This window comes from Rhizobium sp. 01N424 (assembly GCF_056399485.1).
Window position 1 is genome coordinate 703,400 of the sequence record NZ_JBFTRK010000001.1, and the last position, 21,419, is coordinate 724,818.

Below are 21,419 nucleotides of genomic sequence, written 5' to 3' on the forward strand. Positions count from 1 at the left end.
CGCTATCAGGACTTCTTGTCGACGGGCGGCGGAGCGACCGGCGCTGGGTCCGGCTGCTTCTTGTCCGCAGACTTGGCGTCGTCGTTCTCCGGCTTCAGGCCGTTGGCGATCTTGTCCTTGATCTTCGGGATCTCGGCTTCCTCGGGCTGCGAGTTCAGCGCCCGGTTCCACTGGTATACGGCCTCGAGCTTGCGGCCGACATGCCAGTAGGCATCACCAAGGTGATCGTTGATCGTCGCGTCGCCAGCCTTGATTTCAGCGGCCTTCTCCAGCTCACCGACGGCATCGTCGAAGCGGTTGAGGCGGTAGTAGGCCCAGCCCAGCGAATCGATGATGTAGCCGTCGTCAGGGCGCAGATCGACGGCCTTCTTGATCATCGTCAGGCCTTCGTCGAGGTTCTTGTTCATGTCGATCCAGGAGTAGCCCAGATAGTTCAGAACCTGCGGCTGGTCCGGATTGAGTTCCAGCGCCTTGCGGAAATTCGGCTCGGCCTGATCCCACTTCTTCAGGCGCTCATAGGCAATGCCGCGCTGGAAGAACACAGTCCAGTCGGAGCGGCCCGGCAGCGCGCCGATTGCCTCGACGGCCTTGTCGTAATTGGCTGCCATCGCCGGATAGTCCTTGGCGTCCGAGAGGACGCTGCCATAGGCGAGGTAGCTGCGGATATCGCTCGGGTCGGAGGTGATCAGCTGCTGCAGATGCTTGCGGGCCTCGTCGACCTTGCCGCCCTGGGCGAGCGCCAGGCCGAGCTGCAGTTCCGAGATGCGGCGCATTGGCGAATCCGCCGGAACCTTCTGATAGAACTCGATGGCGCGGTCCATCTGTTCCTGCTTCTCGGCAATGCCGCCGAGCAGAACCAGCGTATCGGGGCTGTCGGGATCAAGCGCATTGGCCGTCTGCAGGTAGAGCGAAACGATGTCTTCGGCACCATCGCGGTTCAGCGCGGCGCCGACGGAGAAGAGCACGGCGGCCGCACCCTGTGCTGCGTTCTCGACCTGCTGCTTCGGCTTTTCGCCGCTTTCGATGCTCTGGCGCAGCGCCTTCAGCGGCGCGTAGTTCGGCAGCAAATTGTCGCCGACGGAAATGGCGTCCAGTGCCTTCTGCTTGTTGCCCTGCGATGCCTCGAGGCGGGCCAGCGCCATGATCGAGCGCATGAAGGTATCGGGCGCGGTCGCGCCGCCATCCTTGTCGAGCACGGCATCATTCAGGTGCTTGCGGGCAGACGAGATATTGCCGTTGGCGATGGCGATCGCGCCGGCATGGTAGTTCTGGAAGATGCGGAACCAGTCCGGTCCCTTCATCTTCTCGACCATCGCCAGCGCTTCCTTGCCGCGTCCGGCGCCAAGGCGCGACCAGGCCGACAGCAGGTCGTTCATCATCCGGTCCAGATCGTTCGGACCGTCATATTTCAGGATCGCTTCGGCGCCCTTGTAGTCGCCGCGGCTGACGGCATCCATGCTGCGCACGACCGTCGTCACGCGCTCGATGCTCGGGTCGAGCTTCAGCTCGTTGGCGTATTTGACGCCTTCCTTGAAATCGCCGCTGAGCAGCAGCGAGATCATCAGGCGCTGGCGAATCTCAGGGTTGCCCGGCTCGATCTGCAGCGCCTTCTTGTAGAGCTCGATTGCCGTCTTGTAGTCGTGATCGACATCGGCGGTGCGGGCAGCAAGGAAGGCACCGGAGAAGGTGGAAACCGTATCCGGATCGAACATCACGGTCGGGCTGGCTTCTTCCGTCTTCGCCGCGTCTTCGGCATGCGCGCCACTCAATGCGCCGAGCGAAAGGACAGCTACAAGGGCTGCGCTCGAAAGAAGACGGATGGCAAATCTCTGCCGCATTAGAAAACCTCTCTTCAATGCAGCCGGCAAAGCTCCGGCCGCGAAATCAGTGGCAATGACTGATTCACAACAGGATGGCTTTTTTGAAGCGGCCCTGCAACAAAATCAGCCCGCGATCAAAGACCTTTGATTAGTTCACGCGCTCGATGCAGAAGTCGATGACTTCCATCATGGCCGATTTCCAGGGCGTATCGGGAAGCGGCGCCAGGGCGTCGCGTGCGATCGTTCCATAATGGACCGCCCGGGCGATCGTGTCGTTCAGCGTGCCGTATTTGGTGATCAGGCCAAGCGCCTTTTCGAGGTTCGCATCGGTGCTGTTGCCGCCCTCGATCGCATCGCGCCAGAAGGCGCGCTCTTCCTGCGTGCCGCGGCGGTAGGCCAGGATAACAGGAAGGGTGATCTTGCCCTCGCGGAAATCGTCACCGACATTCTTGCCGAGATCGGCAGCCTTGCCGCCGTAATCCAGCGCGTCGTCGACCAGTTGGAAGGCAAGGCCGAGATTCATGCCGTAGGATTTCATCGCATTGCGGCCGGACTTGCCGGCCTCGGCAACGATCGGGCCGACTTCGGCGGCAGCGGCAAAGAGAGCCGCCGTCTTGGCGCGGATGACCGAGAGATAGTCGTCCTCAGTGGTTTCCATGTTCTTGGCGACGGAAAGCTGCAGCACTTCGCCCTCGGCGATGACGCAGGCAGCCGATGAGAGAACGTCGAGCGCATCGAGCGAGCCGACATCGACCATCATGCGGAAGGCCTGGCCGAGCAGGAAGTCGCCGACCAGAACGCTGGCCTGATTGCCCCAGATGGTGCGGGCGGTGGACTTGCCGCGGCGCAGATCGCTTTCGTCCACCACGTCGTCATGCAAGAGCGTTGCCGTGTGCATGAATTCGACCGAGGTCGCGAGCTTGATGTGGTTTTCGCCCTTGTAGCCGAACAGACAGGACGAGGCGAGCGTCAGCATCGGGCGCAGACGCTTGCCGCCGGAGGAGATCAGGTGGTTGGCAACCTCCGGGATCATCTGTACGTCGGAACCGGCCTTCGAAAGGATAAGCTGGTTCACCCGATCCATATCCGCCTTTGTCAAATCGACCAGCGGCTTGACGGATGCCAGTTTGTTTTTGCTTTCTTCAAGCGGTATGACCACGCCCAACGACCCGGACTCCTGTTCACTCATTGAGTTCGACAATAGAAAGGGGCGGGAGAAGCGGCAAGGGGTGAATTGTCGCGTAGCGCAAATTTGAAACGGAATTGACCGCAAATGCATGAACTTATCCGCGCCAACGATCCCGTCCTGCTCTCTTTTGCGGAGAGCCTGTTGAAGGACGCCGGAATTCACTGCTTCGTGGCCGATCAGGGCATGAGCATTCTGGAAGGTTCGCTCGGCATGCTGCCGCGCCGCCTGCTGGTTGACGATGAGCGCGCCGCCCAGGCCCGCCGCATCCTCACCGATGCCGGTCTGGCCGACGAGCTGCGCGCGGAAAAGTGAGCCGATGACGCCAGCGGTTTCCGAAACGATCGATGCCTTCCACCGCGGCGGCTTCCATATCGTCCAGCCGAAGGGCCGGGGACATCGCTCGGGCATGGATGCCATGCTGCTCGCCGCTCTGGTTGCCGACGACAGGACCATCAAGGTCGCCGATCTCGGAGCGGGTGCCGGGGCGGCCGGTCTTGCGGTTGCGTCGCGGCTGCCGAAGGCGCAAGCCGTGCTGTTCGAGCGTTCGCCCGAGATGGCCGATTATGCGAGGCGCAGCATGGCGCTGCCCGACAATGCCCATACGGCGGGCCGTGTCTCTGTGGTCGAAGCCGATGTGACGCTGACCGCCAAGGCCCGCAACGACGCCGGGCTGCTCGACGAGGTCTTTCACCACGTCATCATGAACCCGCCCTTCAACGATGCAGGCGACCGCAAGACGCCGGATGCCCTGAAGGCGGAAGCGCATGCCATGACATCAGGCCTGTTCGAAAGCTGGATCCGCACTGCCGGCGCCATCATGATCCCCGGCGGCCAGCTGTCGCTGATCGCCCGTCCGGAATCGATCGCCGAGATCATCGCCGCCTGCGGCCGCCGCTTCGGCGGCATCGAGATCACCGCAATCCATCCGCGTCAGGGTGAGATCGCGGTCCGTATCCTGCTGACCGCGATCAAGGGTTCGCGGGCGCGGCTTTCGCTGCGGGCGCCGCTGATCATGCATGAAGAGGGGAGCCACAAGTTCTCCCCTCTCGTCGATGATTTCAACAATGGCCGCGCGGCCTATAAGCGGCTTTAGGCGATCACGAAGTCCAGCAGCAGCTTGACGTTCAGCCCGGCGATGACGACGGCGATCAGGTAGGCGATTGCCGAGAGCCAGCGGGGCGCGACGAGTTCGCCCATCTTCGCCTTGCTGGCGGTGAACATCACCAGCGGGAAGACGGCGAAGGAAAGCTGCAGGCTGAGCACCACCTGCGTCAGGATCAGCAGTTCCGCCGTCCCCGCATCGCCATACCAGATGGTGACGAAGGCGGCCGGGATGATTGCGATCGCCCGGGTGACGAGGCGGCGCACCCATGGCTGCACCTTCATCTTGATGAAGCCTTCCATGACGATCTGGCCGGCAAGCGTTGCCGTCACCGTCGAATTCAGGCCGCAGCAGAGCAGGGCGATACCAAACAGTGTCGGGGCAATCGCAAGACCGAGCAGCGGCGCCAGCAGCGAATGCGCTTCGCCGAGTTCCACCACGTCAGTCTGGCCGTTGGCATTGAAGGCGGCGGCGGCCAGGATCAGGATCGAGGCATTGATCAGCAGCGCGAAACACAGCGCAACCGTCGAGTCGATCGTCGCGAAGGTCAGCGCCTCGCGCTTTTCCGGCAGCGTGTGGCCGAAGTCGCGGGTCTGCACGATGCCGGAATGCAGGTAGAGATTATGCGGCATCACCGTGGCGCCGAGAATGCCGAGCGCCAGATAGAGCATCTCCGGATTGGTGACGATCTCGGTCGTCGGGAAGAAGCCAGTCAGCACCGCGCCCCATTGCGGATCGGCGAGCAGGATCTGCACGCCGAAGCAGACGGCGATGACGCCGAGAAGGGTGATGATGAAGGCCTCGACCCAGCGGAAGCCCATCTTCTGCAGGTAGAGAATGAGGAAGACGTCGAGCGCGGTGATGAGCACGCCGAGTTCCAGCGGCACGCCGAAGATCAGGTTGAGGCCGATCGCTGTGCCGATCACCTCGGCAATATCGGTGGCGATGATGGCGATTTCCGCGAATGCCCAGAGTGGAATGGAAACCCACTTCGGAAACGCATCGCGACAGGCCTGCGCCAGGTCGCGGCCGGAAGCGATGGCGAGACGCGCGCAGAGCGATTGCAGCACGATCGCCATCAGGTTCGACAGCAGCGCCACCGTCAGCAGCGCATAGCCGAACTTCGAGCCGCCGGCGAGCGACGTCGCCCAGTTGCCGGGGTCCATATAGCCGACCGCGACCATATAGCCCGGGCCGGCAAAGGCTGCGATCCTGCGGAGTTTCGATCCGTCGCGTCTCGTGTTGACGCTGCGATAGACGTCGGAGAGCGAAGCCTCCTCGCGGTCGAACCGCCAGCCGCCTTTTCTCTGCGGATTCAAAACATCCATGTCATTTCCACCTGTTTCCTATTCTTGCACTATGACCGATTAGAATGATAATGCAAGTCATTCGCAACAAGAAATCGCAACAACGGTCATTCCCCTGCATTCCGGGTCTTTTCGGAACGCACCCATTGCGTTTGCCGTTCCGCTGCATACATGGATTGCGACGCCGAAACGCGAAGAAGGATTTGAAATGGCCGGATTTTTGAGAAAGCTGATGCCGAAGCGCTTCCGAAAGGAAGGGGTGGTTATTCCCGTCGTCAGGCTCCAGGGCGCCATCATGAGCGGCGGCAACCAGTTCCGCCCGGCGCTCAACCTGGCCTCGGTCGCGCCGATGCTGGAAAAGGCTTTCTCCGTCAAGGATGCGCCGGCTGTCGCGATCTCCATCAATTCGCCGGGCGGCTCTCCCGTTCAGTCGCGCCTCATCTTCACCCGCATCCGCGAGCTCGCCGGCGAGAAGCAGAAGAAGGTGCTGGTCTTCGTCGAGGACGTCGCGGCCTCCGGCGGCTACATGATCGCGCTCGCCGGTGACGAGATCATCGCCGACCCGACCTCGATCGTCGGCTCTATCGGCGTCGTCTCCGGCGGCTTCGGCTTTCCGGAACTCCTGAAGAAGATCGGCGTCGAGCGCCGCGTCTACACCGCCGGCGAAAACAAGGTGATCCTCGATCCCTTCCAGCCGGAGAAGGAAAAGGACATCGAATACCTGAAGACCCTGCAGCTCGAGATCCATCAGGTCTTCATCGCGATGGTGCGCGAGCGCCGCGCCGGCAAATTGAAGGATGACGAGACGGTATTCTCCGGCCTGTTCTGGACCGGCACGCGCGGCCTCGAACTCGGCCTGATCGACGGTCTCGGCGACATGCGCCAGGAGCTAAAGAAGCGCTACGGCCACAAGACCAAACTCGAACTCGTCACCGCCGCCCGCGGTCTCTTCGGCCGCCGCGTTCCCGGCATCTCCAGCATGTCGCTCGATGGTGCGGCATCCGGTCTCGCGACGGGACTTGTCGAAGCAGCCGAAGAAAAGGCATTGTGGAGCCGGTTCGGACTATAAGAAGGGGCGGAACGAGGGGGCAATGGCGCAGCTTTTTACTATTATCATCCTGATATGCGCCGGCTGGTGGCTCTACCGCCGCTTTATTTCCGACGCCCAGCGCCTGCAGGAAAAATCCCGCCGCGCCGAGAAGGAACGCCAGACGGGCGCTGTCGGCACGCTGGTGAAAGATCCGGTGACGGGGGAGTACAGGGTGAAGCGGGAGGAGGAGTAGGCGCGCTAGCGTCTCTCTTTGACGCGTGCGGCCCAATCCGAGCCGGCATAGCCGACTGCCAAGATCAAGACGGACTTGTCCGCATCGTCAACCGTAAAGCAGATGACCGCCTTTTCGGCAGCGGGCAAAACGCGAAGGCCGGGCTGCACTTCGTCTCGCGGCGAGGCCTTGTGCGGGAAGTCGGTCAGTCCCTTCGTGGCACGTTCGATCTCCGAGAGTTTGCGGTTGGCAATCTCCGTTCCGGCATAGTGCTCGATCAGCGTGAAAATCTTGATGAGATCATCGGTAGCGTCTGGGTGATAACGCAGACGATAGCGCTGACTCATCTGGCAGGCCGAGAAGCGAGACGCTTGCGCACGCGCTCGAACAGGTCGTCATCTTCCATCTTGATCCACTGATCCCGCGGCAATTCCATCCGCCGCCGGATTTCATCCGCCATTCCCGCAACCGGATCGCTGTCGCTCTCCTCCAGCCGCAGCCGGGCGAGCCCTTCGCCGATCACATCCGAGACGCTCGGAAAGCGTCCCGCTTCCACGAGTTCCTCGGCAAAGCGAAGGTCTTCATCCGATAGCGTCACGGTCGTCTTGACGTTCATGGCCTGCATCCGTTCGAAACCATTGCGATCATACGTTATCTATTGACCCTTGTCCCCCGCCGTGGCACCTGTCCCGGCAAAATAAGCAACCGGTGACTTCTAATGTCTGCATCGATCCCCGACCATATGAACCCCAAGCGCTCCTTCCAGGCGCTGATCCTCACCCTGCATAATTACTGGGCGGACAAGGGTTGTGCGGTCTTGCAGCCTTACGACATGGAAGTCGGCGCCGGTACGTTCCATCCGGCAACGACGCTGCGCGCGCTCGGCCCAAAGCCATGGAAGGCTGCCTATGTCCAGCCGTCGCGCCGCCCGTCCGATGGCCGCTACGGTGAAAACCCGAACCGCCTGCAGCACTACTACCAGTATCAGGTCATCCTGAAGCCGAACCCGCCGAACCTGCAGGAGCTTTATCTCGGCTCGCTGGCGGCGATCGGCCTCGATCCGCTGCTGCACGATATCCGTTTCGTCGAGGACGACTGGGAAAGCCCGACGCTGGGTGCCTGGGGTCTCGGCTGGGAATGCTGGTGCGACGGCATGGAAGTCTCGCAGTTCACCTATTTCCAGCAGGTTTGCGGTCTCGAATGCTCGCCGGTCGCGGGTGAGCTGACCTACGGCCTCGAGCGTCTCGCCATGTATGTCCAGGGCGTCGACAACGTCTACGACCTGAACTTCAACGGCCGCGATGGCGATGAGAAGATCAGCTATGGCGACGTCTTCCTGCAGGCCGAGCAGGAATATTCCCGCCACAACTTCGAATTCGCCAATACCGAGATGCTGCATCGCCACTTCATCGATGCCGAGAAGGAATGCCAGGCGCTTCTCGCCGCCGGCGCTCCGGGCGACAGCGACAATCACCGCCTCCACAAATGCGTCTTCCCGGCCTACGACCAGTGCATCAAGGCCTCCCACGTCTTCAACCTGCTCGATGCCCGCGGCGTGATCTCGGTCACCGAACGCCAGGGCTACATCCTGCGCGTCCGCACGCTGGCCAAGGCCTGCGGCGAGGCGTTTCTGCTGACGGATGCCGGTGGGGTCAATCTCGCGAAAGACGCCGCGTAAATCGCCGCTTTGGGGAGCTCACGATCGCGTGAGTTCCCGGATGACAATTCTTCGCAACATGCATAGTCTCGCCGCAACTCTATTTCCGTTGCGGGGGATTCGCGATGTATATAATTCTCGGCTTGATCGTCCTGATCGCCCTCTATGCGATTTTCATCTATAACGGCCTCGTCCGCGCCCGGCAGATGGCTGAAGAAGCCTGGTCCGGCATCGATGTGCAGCTGAAGCGCCGTGCCGATCTGATCCCGAACTTGATCGAGACGGTCAAGGGCTACGCCACCCACGAAAAGAGCACGCTGGAAGAGGTTGTCGCGCTGCGCAACAAGGCGCAGGCGGTTCCCGCCGGTGACGTAGCCGGCAGGGCGCAGGCGGAAGGGCTGCTTGGGGCCGCGCTTGGCCGGGTCATCGCGCTTGCCGAAGCCTATCCGGATCTGAAGGCAAACACGAATTTCGCCGAGCTCCAGACCTCGCTGGAAACCATGGAAAGCGAGATCCAGATGGCCCGCCGTTATTACAACGGCGCCGCGCGTGATCTGAACGTCAAGGTCGAGAGCTTCCCCTCCAATCTGGTTGCCGGTCAGTTCGGTTTCCAGAAGAAGGAATATTTCGAGATCACCAACGAGGCCGATCGCGCCGTCCCGACGGTCAAATTCTGACGTTTGTCTTTGCGCAAAAGCTGCTATGAGCAGGCCGGTCACGGCTTAAGCGTAATGGACGGAATACAATCGTCATGGGTACAGACAAGAAACTCACCATCATACCGGTCAAGGCGCCGCTCGAAGGCCGCGCGGTGCCTCCCGGTTCCAAGTCGATCACCAACCGGGCGCTGCTGCTTGCCGGCCTTGCCAAGGGCACCAGCCGGCTGACCGGCGCGCTGAAAAGCGACGATACCCGTTATATGGCCGAAGCCCTGCGGGCCATGGGTGTTCAGATCGACGAGCCCGATGACACCAGCTTCGTCGTCACCGGCAACGGCAAGCTGCTGGCGCCGAAGGAACCGCTGTTCCTCGGCAACGCCGGAACTGCCACCCGCTTTCTGACGGCTGCCGCCGCGCTCGTCGATGGCACTGTTATCGTCGACGGCGACCAGCACATGCGCAAGCGGCCGATCGGCCCGCTGGTCGATGCGCTGCGCACGCTCGGCATCGATGCCAGCACGGCAACGGGCTGCCCGCCGGTGACCGTCAACGGCACCGGCACTTTCGATGCTACCCGCATCGAGATCGATGGCGGTCTGTCCAGCCAGTATGTCTCGGCCCTCTTGATGATGGCGGCGGGCGGCGACAAGCCCGTCACGATCGAGCTGCTCGGCGAGGATATCGGCGCTCTCGGCTATATCGACCTGACGACCTCGGCGATGCGTGCCTTCGGCGCCAAGGTCGAGAAGACCAGCGAGGTCACCTGGCGCGTCGAGCCGACCGGCTATACGGCTGCCGACTACGTCATCGAGCCGGATGCCTCGGCCGCGACCTATTTCTGGGCCGCCGAAGTGCTGACCTCGGGCAAGATCGATCTCGGCGTTCCCAATGCCGCCTTCACCCAGCCGGATGCCAAGGCCTACGACGTCATCGCGAAGTTCCCGAACCTGCCTGCCGAAATCGACGGCTCGCAGATGCAGGACGCGGTGCCGACGCTGGCCGTTCTCGCGGCCTTCAACAACACGCCGGTCCGTTTCGTCGGCATCGCCAATTTGCGCGTCAAGGAATGCGACCGTATCCGCGCGCTATCGACCGGTCTGACGCAGATCCGAGCCGGTCTGGCACGCGAGGAAGGCGACGACCTGATCGTCAATGCCGATCCGAAGCTTGCGGGTCAGCACCTGCCTGCCGCGATCGATACCTTCGCCGATCATCGCATCGCCATGAGCTTCGCGCTGGCCGGGCTGAAGATCGACGGCATCACCATTCTGGATCCGGATTGCGTCGGCAAAACGGTTCCGGCCTATTGGCGCATGCTGGCAGCACTCGGCGTCACCTACGCCAACGAAAGTTGAGATAGCAAAAGCGGCAGCTGCCGCGATCGGGGAGGGGTGGAATGATCCTGCGGTCTTTGGGTGTGTGCCTGGCGTTGTTGATGGCGCTGACGGTGCGCACGGCACTCGGCGCGGAGATCATCTCCTCCTTCAATTCCGATATCCGGCTCGAAAAGAGCGGAGCGATGACGGTGGCCGAAACCATCACCGTCAATGCCGAAGGCAATCGCATCCGCCGCGGCATCTTCCGCGATTTCCCGCTGACCTTCACCGATGAGAACGGCCGCCTTCGCAGCGTCGATTTCGACGTCGTTTCTGTGACCCGTGACGGCAATGACGAGCCTTGGAAAACGGAATCGATCTCCGGTGGCATCCGCATCTATGCCGGTTCCGAAGACGTGATGCTCTCGCCCGGCCGCCATCAATATGTCTTCACCTACCGGACAAACCGGCAGATCCGCTATTTCCCCGATCATGACGAGCTTTACTGGAACGTCACCGGCAACGGCTGGATCTTTCCGATCATGGTCGCCACCGCTACGGTCAATCTGCCTGATGGTGTCAGCGCTACAGATACCAATTTCTTCACCGGCCCCTTCGGCGCGAAGGACAAGAACGCCCGCGTCTCCGGCAACAACACGCGCCCGGTCTTTTCCACGACGCAGCCGCTGAACGCCGAGGAGGGACTGACGATCGCCGTCAAGTTCCCGAAGGGCGCCATCGATCCGCCGAGCGAATCCGATCAGAATATCTGGTGGCTGAAGGATAACCGCGATTATTTCATCGGCTTCGGCGGCCTCATCCTGGTGTTCCTCTATTACACCCGCTCCTGGCTGAGGGTCGGGCGCGATCCGGCCCGCGGTGTCGTCGTGCCGCGCTGGGATGCGCCCGACAATATCTCGCCGGCGCTGGTCAACTACATCGATAACAAGGGCTTCTCCGGCCAGGGCTGGACGGCGCTGTCGGCGAGCGCGCTGAACCTTGCGGTGCGCGGCTTCGTCGTGCTCGAGGATCTCAAGCAGTCGATCGTCATCCGCCGCACCGACAAGCCCAATGTCGGGCAAAAATTCGAGGCGGGGGAGGCAAGCCTTCTCAATGCCGTCGGCGGCAGGGGATCGCTGACCATCGACAAGGCCAATGGCGAGCGGGTGAAATCCGTCGGCCAGAATTTCCGCTCCGCCATCGAGCGCGAACATCGCGGCAAATATTACAACGCCAATACCGGTTATATCGCCGGTGGCGTCATCCTCAGCGTCGCCGTGCTCATCATCCTGTTCGTCTTCGGCACGCTTGAGCCGGATATGATCGCGCTGATGATCATCCCGATCGCCGTGGTCGCTTTCCTCTCGGTCTTCGTTGCCGGTTTTGCCAAGTCATTCGGTCCCGGCAAATCGCTGGGCGCCAAGATCATGTCCGTCGTGGCGATCGGCACTGCCGGCTTCATTGGTTTCTCCGTCGTCTCGTCGCTGGCGCTGGCACTGTTTTCCTCGCTGATGGAGTTCCACGAAACGCCGATGCTTTTCGCCGTCGGCGGCATCGTCTTTCTCAACATGCTCTATGTCTTCATCATGGGCGCCCCGACGCCGCTCGGGGCCAAGATGATGGATGGCATCGATGGTCTCCGGCAATATCTGACGCTGGCCGAGAAAGACCGGATGAACATGGCGGGCGCGCCAGAGATGTCGCCGCAGCATTTCGAGAAGCTGTTGCCTTATGCGGTGGCGCTCGGTGTTGAGAAGCCCTGGAGCCGGACCTTCGAAACCTGGCTGGCGGCGGCAGCTGCAGGCGCGGCGGCCTATGCGCCCGTCTGGTACTCCGGCAATTTCAACAGCGGCAGTTTTTCGGATCGCATCGGCGGCTTCTCGTCGTCGATGGCCTCCACCATCGCCTCGACGATCCCGAGCCCCCCGCCATCGAGCTCGTCCTCGGGCTTTTCCGGCGGCGGCTCGTCCGGTGGCGGCGGGGGCGGTGGTGGTGGGGGAGGATGGTAGTTGGCTGGGCTTCGCCCTGACGTACTACCGCACCGCCCCCTCATCCGCCCTTCGGGCACCTTCTCCCCGAGGGCAGAAGGGGAGTTGCCGCGACGTTCCCGATCCCTTCTCCCCAGCGGGGAGAAGGTGGCCCGATAGGGCCGGATGAGGGGGCCACACGGCACATAGGAACCTATTAATCACCCCAACACTTGACCTTTCCCCCCGCTCCCCTTAACCGCCAAGCGGAAAACGGAAAGGGATCGCGCATGAAGGTTCTGTTGATCGGTTCGGGCGGCCGCGAGCATGCTCTCGCCTGGAAGCTGGCACAATCGCCGCTGCTGACGGAACTCCATGCGGCACCCGGCAATCCCGGCATTGCCGAGCATGCGGTGCTCGCCCCCATCAATACCGAAGACCAGGATGCCGTCATCGCCTTCTGCCGGGACAAGGCAATCGATTTCGTCGTCGTCGGCCCCGAAGCGCCGCTGGTTGCCGGATTGGCCGATAGGCTGCGTGCTGCCGGTTTCAAGGTGTTCGGCCCGTCCGCGGCCGCTGCCCAGCTCGAGGGATCCAAGGGGTTCACCAAGGATATCTGCGCCCGCTACGATATCCCGACCGGCGCCTATCAGCGTTTCAACAACGCGCCGAAGGCCAGGGCCTATATCCGCGAGCAGGGCGCCCCGATCGTCGTCAAGGCCGATGGCCTGGCGGCCGGCAAGGGCGTCACCGTGGCGATGACCGTCGATGAGGCGCTGGCCGCCGTCGATGACTGCTTCGAAGGCGCCTTCGGTGCTGCCGGTGCGGAAGTCGTCGTCGAAGCCTATCTCGATGGCGAGGAAGCCAGCTTCTTCTGCCTGTCCGATGGCAAGCATGCGCTGGCGCTGGCAACGGCGCAGGATCACAAGCGCGTCGGCGAGGGCGATACCGGCATCAATACCGGCGGCATGGGCGCCTATTCTCCGGCACCTGTGATGACCGAAGAGATGGTCGAGCGCACGATGAAGGAGATCATCGAGCCGACGATGCGCGGCATGGCCGAAAGCGGTTATCCGTTTCAGGGCGTTTTCTTTGCCGGTCTGATGATCACCGCCAAGGGTCCGGAGCTGATCGAATACAACGTCCGTTTCGGCGATCCCGAATGCCAGGTGCTGATGATGCGCCTGAAGAGCGATCTGCTGCCGCTGCTGCTCGCCTGCGCCGAGGGCACGCTGGATCAGGCAAGTGCCGAATGGAGCGACGATCCGGCGCTTACGGTGGTCATGGCCTCCAAGGGCTATCCCGGTTCCTATGACAAGAACACGCCGATCGCCTCGATCCCGGAAGCGGGCGAGGGGGCCAAGGTCTTCCATGCCGGCACGGCGCTGAAGGACGGCGAGCTCGTCGCCACCGGCGGCCGCGTACTCAACGTCACGGCAACGGGCACCAGCGTCAGCGATGCCAAGCGCCATGCCTATGCGCTGCTCGATCAGGTCGAGTGGAACAACGGTTTCTGCCGCCGTGATATTGGCTGGCGGGCAGTCGAGCGCGAAAATACGTGAGAGCCTGGCCCGAAATCGGGGCAGTTCGCTAAATTTTTACCCTTTCCCCTGACCGGATGGAAATAAAGACGCGCTATTCTCCTGTTCATAGTCAGACGGAGTAGCGTTCATGCGTCAGTTCATCCTCGGTGCGGCAATCGCCTTTATCGCCGGTTCGGCAATGGCATCGTCCATCGATGTCATCAAGCCAACCGCGCCTGAAGGCAATGGCAGCATTCTCAAGGAAACCTGCACCAGCTGCCCGCCGCTTGCCGTCGCCGAACGCAAGAAGGATTACACCGTTCCGACCCTGGCGTCCGGTTCGCTTCAGGCCAGCGAGCTGCGCGATGTCGGCGGCGAAAAGAAGCTCTACCGCACCGAAGGCTGGATGGGCGGATCGCCCGTGGTCTTCGTCACCAAGGCAACGCCCGAAGTCCTGCAGGCTTTCGACAAGAACGCCGCGCCCGCAGAAGGCATCGATCCGACCGCCACGACCTCGGTCATCGGCCTCGACGCCAAGCCGGCCACGGCAGGTATGACGGCAGAGACGGAACAAACCGCGCCGTTGGACATTTCCTCCTTCAAGCTGCGCATGTAGCAGCAAAAAGTTCCCTGCCCCTGACCCGGTCAAGGTTTGATCGCTGGGGTCCGCTTAGCGCGGATTGAATGCGCTCCTGAGAGAAGCAGGGGCGCATTCTTTATTTTGATTGAATGATAAATTACGCATACAACGCATGCGCTTATGCGAAAAAACGGGACTCATAATTGACCGTCCCGCGCGCCGATATCGTTAAGGCATCGTTTAGCCATTCACCATAATTCTAGCCACCGGAGGCCGGAGCGAGCATGATTGCGCTTGCTGAAAGTGCGTGGTGACACGTGCAAAGGACGGGAGTTTCCCGATCCGGTGTTTTATAAATTTCACCACTTTCGCGAGACAATTATGAAAAAGCTTAAAATTGCCCATCAGCTTTTTGCTCTTGTCGGTGTCCTCATGGCGGCCTTCGCGGTTGCCACCTATTTCCAGATCCGCACAACGTCGCAATCCATCTACGAAGACCGCTTCGATCTGTTGCGTACGCAGGTCGAGTCCGGCATCTCCATCCTGAACACCTATTATGAGCGTGAGAAGGCTGGCGAGATGACGCATGAGGCCGCCCAGGCCGAGGCGTTCAAGGTTCTCTCCAAGGTCAAATTCGACCCGAACGGCTATCTCTTCGGCTTCGACTACAATGTCTTCCAGCGCTTCCATCCAAGCCCGGTCAATATCGGCAAGGACATGAGCGGCCAGGTCGACAAGCGCGGCACCCATTTCAGCAAGGAAATGGTCGAAAAGGGCAAGGCCGGCGGCGGCGAGACGATCTATTTCTGGAGCAAGCCCGGTCAGCCCGAGACGGAAGTGTTCCTGAAGGGCGCCTATTCCAAGGCCTTCGATCCCTGGCAGCTGGTCGTCGGCTGCGGTGTCTATTTCGATGACCTGCAGGCGCAGATCGACGCGACGCTGTGGAAAGCCTTCATCGCTTGCGGCATCGTCTTCCTCGCCGGCATCGGCGCTGCGTTCTACTTCATCCGCGGCATCTCCAGGCCGCTCAAGGATGTTCACGAAGCACTCGAGGCCGTTGCCAACGAGCGCGTCGATGCAAAGATCCCGCATACCGAGCTTAACAACGAAGTCGGCATGATGGCCCGCGCCACACGGTCACTGCAGGAAAAGGTTCGCGAACGTCACGCCATGACCGAGCGTGAAGCGGTTCAGCAGCTTGAGCTCGAGAGTGAGCGCGAAAGCAACCAGCGCAGCCAGCGTGATGAAGCTCTGGCGCAGACACGTGTCGTTACCACTATCGGCCAGGCGCTGGAACAGATCGCTCAGGGTGACCTGACCGTCCGTTGCGGCGACATCGGCCAGAAATACGCAGCCCTCCGCGACAATTTCAACGAGGCTCTCTCGCACCTCGAGGCGGCCATGGCCAAGGTCAGTGCCAAGGGCGGCGATATCGGCATGGCGAAGGAAGAAATCCGCCGTGCATCCGGTGAACTGTCGCAGCGCACCGAGCGTCAGGCTGCCAGCCTGGAGGAAACCTCGGCTGCTCTCGACGAGCTCACGGTCGCCGTCCGCCAGACGGCCGAGGGTGCCCATGAAGCCAGCAAGCGGGTTCATGCCGTCAGCACCGAAGCCAGCCGCAGCGACGCGGTTGTCACCGAAGCGATCACCGCCATGAGCGGCATCGAAAAGTCTTCCGACGAAATCGGCAAGATCATCGGCGTCATCGACGAAATCGCCTTCCAGACCAACCTGCTGGCTCTCAACGCCGGCGTCGAAGCGGCACGCGCCGGCGAATCCGGTAAGGGCTTTGCCGTCGTCGCTCAGGAAGTCCGCGAACTGGCCCAGCGTTCCGCCGCTGCCGCCAAGGAGATCAAGGATCAGATCGCCCGCTCCTCCAGTCAGGTCGACCAGGGCGTCCGTCTGGTCGGTGAAGCTGGTGAAGCCCTGAAGCGCATCTCCGATCAGATCAAGTCGGCCAACGAAATCGTCGCCAAGATCGCCCACAGCGCGTCCGAACAGGACTCCACGCTGCGCTCGATCTCCTCCTCGATGAACCAGCTGGATGCGGCGACTCAGCAGAACGCAGCGATGGCCGAAGAGACCACCGCTTCGGCTGAAACGCTCGCTGCCGATACCGACGAACTGCTCGGCCTGATCCGCGGCTTCCGCATCGGAAACAGCCAGCAGGACATGGTCCGCACACGCCGCGCGGCCTGATTTCCCGCGCTCCAAAACACGCGATACCAGATGATCTGAAATCACCGGGCATTTGCCCGGTGATTTTGCATAACTATATGATTTAAAATGATTTTATTGTTCGGAAGACTTACTTTTTAAGGCTTTTTTAGTCGTTTTTATGCCATTGTCCTCTTGCCGGCCGCAGCATGTTCTTAAGCAGCGGTATAAGCGGTCTTCACGGACTCGCTCGCACAAGCGGTATCAGACCGCGCCGGAACCCTTTCGTCCTTTCCGCTGTGGGGCACCATGAAAAAGCTGAAGATTTCAAAACAACTGATTTTGCTGGTTACCGGATTGATGGTCGCCTTTGCGATCGCAACCACTCTGCAGGTCCGGTCCTCGGTCAATGCGATTTACAAGGAGCGTTATGACATGCTCCGGTCGGAGGTCCAGTCGGGCGTTTCCGTCCTCAAACAATACCAGGCGAAGGTCGATGCCGGCGAGATGAAGCTGGAAGACGCCCAGAAGCAGGCTTACGCCACGCTCAACGCCATGAAATACGATCCGGATGGCTATTTCTTCGGCTATAGCTACGACATCCAGATGATGTTCCACTACGACGCCTCGAAGGTCGGGCAGATCAACAAGGGTCAGCCGGACAGCAAGGGCAAGCTCTATCGCGAAGAGCTGGTCAAGCTCGGCCAGCAGGGCGGCGGCCTTGTCGAATACTATTCGACCGCCAAGCCCGGTCAGCCGGCAGGCGATTTCCGCAAGACGGCATATGCACTGGCTTTCGATCCCTGGAAGGTCGTGGTTGTCACCGGCGTCTATATGGATGACCTCGACGCCCAGGTGAATGACAAGATCCTGAGCGCTCTCTCCGGCAGCCTGATCCTTTCGCTTCTCGCCATCGTTGCGGCCTATCTGGTCATCCGCGGCATTTCGCTGCCGCTGAAGGATGTCCACCAGGCTCTTGAGGCCGTTGCCAACGAGAATGTGTCGATTGCCATTCCGCACACCGGCATGAACAACGAGATCGGCATGATGGACAAGGCGACGCAGTCGCTGCAGGAAAAGGTGCGCGAACGTCATGCCATGGCCGAACGCGAAGCGGTTCAGGCACTGGCGCTCGAAACGGAACGCGAGACCAACCTGCGCGGTCAGCAGGATGAAGCGTCGGTTCAGGCCCGCGTCGTCACCACCATTGGCCAGGCACTGGAACAGATCGCCCGCGGCGACCTGACCGTCCGTTGCGCCGATATCGGCCAGAAATACGCAGCCCTGCGCGACAATTTCAACGACGCCCTGTCACACCTCGAAGCCGCCATGGCGAAGGTCAGCACCAAGGGCAGCGACATCGGTGTCAGCAAGGAAGAAATCCGCCGCGCATCGAACGAACTGTCGCAGCGCACCGAGCGTCAGGCAGCCAGCCTGGAAGAAACCTCGGCGGCTCTCGACGAGCTCACGGTCGCTGTGCGCCAGACGGCGGAAGGCGCCCACGAAGCCAGCCAGCGCGTCCGTGAAGTCAGCACCGAAGCCTCGCGCAGCGATGCCGTGGTCACGGAAGCGATCACCGCCATGAGCGGTATCGAGAAGTCGTCGGACGAAATCGGCAAGATCATCGGTGTCATCGACGAGATCGCCTTCCAGACCAACCTGCTGGCTCTGAACGCAGGCGTCGAAGCGGCACGCGCCGGGGAATCCGGCAAGGGCTTTGCGGTCGTCGCTCAGGAAGTTCGGGAACTGGCCCAGCGCTCTGCCGCTGCAGCCAAGGAGATCAAGGATCAGATCGCCCGCTCCTCCAGCCAGGTCGACCAGGGCGTCCGTCTGGTCGGTGAAGCTGGTGAAGCCCTGAAGCGCATCTCCGATCAGATCAAGTCGGCCAACGAAATCGTCGCCAAGATCGCTCACAGCGCGTCCGAACAGGACACCACGCTGCGCTCGATCTCGTCCTCGATGAACCAGCTGGATGCGGCAACGCAGCAGAACGCGGCGATGGCCGAAGAGACTACGGCATCGGCTGAAACGCTGGCCGCCGACACCGACGAGTTGCTAGATCTGATCCGGGGCTTCCGCGTCGGCGATGTCGCGCACGCCGCACCGGCGGTTCACCACCGCCGCGCAGCCTGAGTTTTTATTACAGACCTTTTCATCAAGACCAGCATTAGCGGCCGCCGGAGCAATCCGGTGGCCGTGCTCGTTCTCTCGCCACGATCAGCTGCCAGCCGCAACGGGCAGGGCGGCAATGACCGCGCGAAACCAGCGCTGCGCCGGATGCGCGTCATTTCGCCGGTGCCAGGACATGACGAAAGGCACGGGCGCCAGATCGAGAGGCGGCGCCCGGGCGATCAGATTGTCCGCCTGGCCGGAGGCATCGACGACACCTTCCATCAATGTCGCGATCATGTCCGACCGGGCGACCAGCAGCGGCGCCGCATACATATGCGGCAGGGTCAGTGCCAAGCGCCGCTTCAGACCCTGCTTGGCGAGAGCCATATCGACATGACCGAAACGGTCGTTCTCAGGCGATACCAGCAGGTGCCCTAGGCTCAGGAAGGTCTCGAGATCGAGCGGCGCCTTCGCCAGCGGATGATCCTTGCGCAGGATGCAGACGAACCGCTCTTCGAAAAGCGGCTGCGTCAGGATCCGCCCTGCCGATGCCGAGGGAACGCCGATCGTCACATCCGCTTCGCCGGAATCCAGCATGTGAATAGCGTCGTCACGGGCGCTGAAATTCCGGACCTGCAGTGTGATATCAGGCGCGATCTCCGAGAGCCGCCGGATGAGCTGCGGCAGCAGCACGAAGGCCGGGTGATCCGATAGTCCGAGTGTGAAGGTGAGGGTGGAGGCCTGCGGCTCGAAGCGCTGCGTAAACGCCAGCGTCTTCTGGATTTCCGCCAGCGCCTGCTGCAGTGGCCCCGCCAGATCGGCCGCCCGCGGGGTCGGCTGCAGCCCGTCCGGCCCGCGCACGAAAAGCTCGTCCTGAAACAGTGCCCTCAGACGCGCAAGAGCCGCGCTCATCGCCGGCTGGGTCCGCCCGATACGGATGCCTGCCTTGGTGACGCTGCGCTCCTGCATCAGTGCGTCGAAGGCGACAAGGACATTGAGATCGATGCCGTGTAAATCCATGCCATGGATGAATGCACATATCAACTATCGATTTCAAGTATGACGGCACCCGGCGTAGCCTCTGGTCATTCCAACCACCCAGCCAGGGAGACGACCATGCCATTCGCCAATTTCAAGGTTCCGCAGGGCACGATGAGCGCCGAACAGAAGGAAGACCTCATCCACAAGACCACAGCCATCTTCGTCGGCTATTTCGGCGAAGGGGTGCGTCCCTACACGATGGTTCTCGTCGATGAAGTGGTCGATGGCGGCTATGGCCGCGCCGACGAAACCTTCACCATCGCCAAGATGCAGAAGGAGCGGCAGTAGCGCAGCGAGGCTGGCGGGTTGCCGCCAGCCACCCTTCTCAAATCCAGAGGTCGCTCTTCGCCGTCCGCTCGCCGCCTTCCTCGCCGGTGTTCAGCGTGCCGCGCGGCTCGATCAGCAGCATCTTCACCTCGGAAGCGGCGTAGGGCTTATGCTTCAGGCCCTTCGGCACGACATACATCTCGCCGGGGCCGATCGACACGGCACCATCGGGAAGATCGATCCGCAGCACGCCCTCGAGCACGATGAACGCCTCATCGGTCGTGGGATGGTCGTGCCAGATGAAATCGCCCTCGATGCGGACGATCTTGAACTGGTAGTCGTTGAGTTCCGCAATCACCCGCGGCTGCCACTGGTCGCTGAATTTCGTGAGCTTCTCTGCGAAATTGATAGCGCTATATGTCTTGGTCGGCTGGTCCATGCTCATCTCCATCTTGCCGGGGCAAGTGTAGATCAGGGCTCACAGGCCGTCTTGTACATTTGTGCCGGCGTTTACTGCGCCCAGTCGAACGTCAGCGTCTGCAGGTCGAGCCAGGCATTGCCGCCGCCGAAGTTGAAGCCGCCGAGATATTCCTCGAACTCGATGTAATAGGGGCTGATATCGGGGATGTTCTGCGCCGGGCGCATCGAGCCGCCGATATGATCTGGCAGGTGATCTGCCGCCCAGGCATGCTCGCGGTAATTCTCTTCCTCGACCTCGTCGCCTTCCCAGTAATAGAAGGCCTGGTATCCCGTTTCGGCCGCCGCCCACTCGTCGCGCGGCGCGATGCCGGCATTGGGGTCTTCGCCGCGCGGCGTGATGTCGAGGGCGCGGTTATAGGCGAGGTCGGCATGCTCGGTGTCGCCGAGCATCTGCAGCAGCCCGTAATTCTCCGTCTGATCGTCGAGATAGACCGCAGCAGTGCCGCGCGCCAGCCATTCGGGCCGCCGGATGCGGTCGCGGTATGCGTTGGGCCGGAGACGCGGCGGCTGGCAGAAGGGCGCGTTGAATTCCGCTTCGGTGAGCAGGATCACCGCATGCGAGCGCCCGAGGAAATCCGCCAACCGGTGAAGGCGCGGATGGCGAAGCCGTTCGCTCATCCAGAAGGGATAGAGATCGCCATCGCTAGGCTCGCTGGCGTCAGGATCGGCAATCAGCGCCGCAATCTCGGCGACACGCCCCTCGTCTTCGTCATGAGCGCTGCCGAAGAAGGAGAGGGCGACGATATCGGCCCCGAAGCCGCGATATTCAGGCGGCAGAACCAGCGTGAAACCATGCTGCAGCGGATAGCCGGTATTGGCATCCTGCGGCCATTGTTCCTCGACGATTCCCGGCGGCAGGCCGAAACACCAGCCACCGCCGCGCGGCCCTTCCTCCGAAACCGATTGCGGGAGGACTTCGATATTGTAGGCCTTCACCCGTCTCTCCCAACGTCATCCTCGGGCTTGACCCGAGGATCTGC

At 61.7% G+C, this 21,419-nt stretch carries 21 protein-coding genes and 1 pseudogene; 13 read left to right on the top strand and 9 right to left on the bottom strand.

Features of this window, described 5'->3' with window-relative positions; translation table 11 throughout:
- Positions 1-5 precede the first annotated feature (5 nt).
- Together AC1DNK_RS03595 and AC1DNK_RS03600 are read right to left on the bottom strand one after the other, a co-directional pair.
- Complete coding sequence (locus AC1DNK_RS03595; RefSeq protein ID WP_477939334.1) at positions 6-1,838, bottom strand: tetratricopeptide repeat protein; 1,833 nt, start codon at positions 1,836-1,838, stop codon at positions 6-8.
- A gap of 130 nt (positions 1,839-1,968) precedes the next feature.
- Entirely contained in the window at positions 1,969-2,985 is a 1,017-nt protein-coding gene (locus AC1DNK_RS03600; RefSeq protein WP_112390538.1) for a polyprenyl synthetase family protein, read from the bottom strand.
- 108 nt (positions 2,986-3,093) lie between these two features.
- Here AC1DNK_RS03600 and AC1DNK_RS03605 point away from each other — a divergent pair, with 108 nt between their 5' ends.
- Positions 3,094-3,321: a putative signal transducing protein gene (locus tag AC1DNK_RS03605; RefSeq protein ID WP_112390537.1), complete on the top strand. Its 228-nt coding sequence runs from the start codon at positions 3,094-3,096 to the stop codon at positions 3,319-3,321.
- Between the two features lie 4 nt (positions 3,322-3,325).
- Complete coding sequence (locus AC1DNK_RS03610) at positions 3,326-4,102, top strand: tRNA1(Val) (adenine(37)-N6)-methyltransferase (RefSeq protein WP_477939336.1); 777 nt, start codon at positions 3,326-3,328, stop codon at positions 4,100-4,102.
- Here AC1DNK_RS03610 and AC1DNK_RS03615 read toward each other — a convergent pair.
- Positions 4,099-5,439, bottom strand: coding sequence for an Nramp family divalent metal transporter (locus tag AC1DNK_RS03615; protein ID WP_112518681.1), 1,341 nt, complete (start codon positions 5,437-5,439; stop codon positions 4,099-4,101). The two genes, AC1DNK_RS03610 and AC1DNK_RS03615, sit on opposite strands and share 4 nt — an antisense overlap.
- Before the next feature lie 187 nt (positions 5,440-5,626).
- Between AC1DNK_RS03615 and AC1DNK_RS03620 the strand changes: the two genes are divergently transcribed.
- Positions 5,627-6,487, top strand: a complete 861-nt coding sequence (locus AC1DNK_RS03620; protein WP_477939339.1) for a S49 family peptidase — start codon at positions 5,627-5,629, stop codon at positions 6,485-6,487.
- Between the two features lie 22 nt (positions 6,488-6,509).
- Positions 6,510-6,701 carry a hypothetical protein gene (locus AC1DNK_RS03625; protein ID WP_112390532.1) on the top strand — a complete coding sequence of 64 codons (192 nt, stop codon included), beginning with the start codon at positions 6,510-6,512 and terminating at the stop codon, positions 6,699-6,701.
- Between the two features lie 5 nt (positions 6,702-6,706).
- Here the strand turns inward: AC1DNK_RS03625 and AC1DNK_RS03630 are convergent, their stop codons facing one another.
- A complete protein-coding gene (locus AC1DNK_RS03630) occupies positions 6,707-7,027 on the bottom strand; it encodes a type II toxin-antitoxin system RelE/ParE family toxin (protein WP_477939341.1) in 321 nt (106 codons plus the stop codon).
- Positions 7,024-7,296 (bottom strand): ribbon-helix-helix domain-containing protein, encoded by a 273-nt coding sequence (locus AC1DNK_RS03635; protein ID WP_477939343.1) that lies wholly within the window; start codon positions 7,294-7,296, stop codon positions 7,024-7,026. Before AC1DNK_RS03635 ends, AC1DNK_RS03630 begins: the two co-directional genes overlap by 4 nt.
- 102 nt (positions 7,297-7,398) lie before the next feature.
- Between AC1DNK_RS03635 and AC1DNK_RS03640 the strand changes: the two genes are divergently transcribed.
- The 4 genes from AC1DNK_RS03640 to AC1DNK_RS03655 all read left to right on the top strand — a co-directional run bounded on the left by AC1DNK_RS03640 (position 7,399) and on the right by AC1DNK_RS03655 (position 12,321).
- Positions 7,399-8,358 carry a glycine--tRNA ligase subunit alpha gene (locus AC1DNK_RS03640; RefSeq protein WP_112390529.1) on the top strand — a complete coding sequence of 320 codons (960 nt, stop codon included), beginning with the start codon at positions 7,399-7,401 and terminating at the stop codon, positions 8,356-8,358.
- Positions 8,359-8,462: 104 nt separating this feature from the next.
- Complete coding sequence (locus AC1DNK_RS03645; RefSeq protein WP_112518686.1) at positions 8,463-9,014, top strand: LemA family protein; 552 nt, start codon at positions 8,463-8,465, stop codon at positions 9,012-9,014.
- 74 nt (positions 9,015-9,088) lie between these two features.
- The gene (locus tag AC1DNK_RS03650; protein ID WP_477939345.1) at positions 9,089-10,351 is read left to right on the top strand and encodes a 3-phosphoshikimate 1-carboxyvinyltransferase; all 1,263 of its coding nucleotides are present in this window, start codon (positions 9,089-9,091) and stop codon (positions 10,349-10,351) included.
- Between the two features lie 41 nt (positions 10,352-10,392).
- Positions 10,393-12,321: a DUF2207 domain-containing protein gene (locus AC1DNK_RS03655; protein ID WP_477939347.1), complete on the top strand. Its 1,929-nt coding sequence runs from the start codon at positions 10,393-10,395 to the stop codon at positions 12,319-12,321.
- Between the two features lie 33 nt (positions 12,322-12,354).
- Here the strand turns inward: AC1DNK_RS03655 and AC1DNK_RS03660 are convergent.
- A pseudogene (locus AC1DNK_RS03660) lies at positions 12,355-12,487 on the bottom strand (endonuclease domain-containing protein); the annotation flags it as partial.
- An 82-nt stretch (positions 12,488-12,569) separates the two neighbouring features.
- Between AC1DNK_RS03660 and purD the strand changes: the two are divergent.
- From purD to AC1DNK_RS03680, 4 genes are all read left to right on the top strand, one after another.
- Positions 12,570-13,841 carry a phosphoribosylamine--glycine ligase gene (gene purD / locus AC1DNK_RS03665; protein WP_477939350.1) on the top strand — a complete coding sequence of 424 codons (1,272 nt, stop codon included), beginning with the start codon at positions 12,570-12,572 and terminating at the stop codon, positions 13,839-13,841.
- 109 nt (positions 13,842-13,950) lie between these two features.
- A complete protein-coding gene (locus AC1DNK_RS03670; protein ID WP_477939351.1) occupies positions 13,951-14,418 on the top strand; it encodes a plant virulence effector HPE1-like domain-containing protein in 468 nt (155 codons plus the stop codon).
- 345 nt (positions 14,419-14,763) lie between these two features.
- Positions 14,764-16,581, top strand: a complete 1,818-nt coding sequence (locus tag AC1DNK_RS03675; RefSeq protein WP_477939353.1) for a methyl-accepting chemotaxis protein — start codon at positions 14,764-14,766, stop codon at positions 16,579-16,581.
- A 267-nt stretch (positions 16,582-16,848) separates the two neighbouring features.
- Positions 16,849-18,672: a methyl-accepting chemotaxis protein gene (locus tag AC1DNK_RS03680; RefSeq protein WP_477939355.1), complete on the top strand. Its 1,824-nt coding sequence runs from the start codon at positions 16,849-16,851 to the stop codon at positions 18,670-18,672.
- A gap of 84 nt (positions 18,673-18,756) precedes the next feature.
- Here AC1DNK_RS03680 and AC1DNK_RS03685 read toward each other — a convergent pair whose 3' ends face one another.
- A complete protein-coding gene (locus AC1DNK_RS03685; RefSeq protein ID WP_112518211.1) occupies positions 18,757-19,671 on the bottom strand; it encodes a LysR family transcriptional regulator in 915 nt (304 codons plus the stop codon).
- A gap of 96 nt (positions 19,672-19,767) precedes the next feature.
- On the opposite strand from AC1DNK_RS03685, the gene AC1DNK_RS03690 reads away from it, so the two are divergent.
- A complete protein-coding gene (locus tag AC1DNK_RS03690) occupies positions 19,768-19,980 on the top strand; it encodes a tautomerase family protein (RefSeq protein WP_112386501.1) in 213 nt (70 codons plus the stop codon).
- Between the two features lie 37 nt (positions 19,981-20,017).
- Here the strand turns inward: AC1DNK_RS03690 and AC1DNK_RS03695 are convergent, their stop codons facing one another.
- Both AC1DNK_RS03695 and AC1DNK_RS03700 read right to left on the bottom strand, forming a co-directional pair.
- Complete coding sequence (locus AC1DNK_RS03695; protein ID WP_477939357.1) at positions 20,018-20,404, bottom strand: cupin domain-containing protein; 387 nt, start codon at positions 20,402-20,404, stop codon at positions 20,018-20,020.
- A 65-nt stretch (positions 20,405-20,469) separates the two neighbouring features.
- The gene (locus AC1DNK_RS03700) at positions 20,470-21,375 is read right to left on the bottom strand and encodes a hypothetical protein (RefSeq protein ID WP_477939359.1); all 906 of its coding nucleotides are present in this window, start codon (positions 21,373-21,375) and stop codon (positions 20,470-20,472) included.
- Positions 21,376-21,419 lie beyond the last annotated feature (44 nt).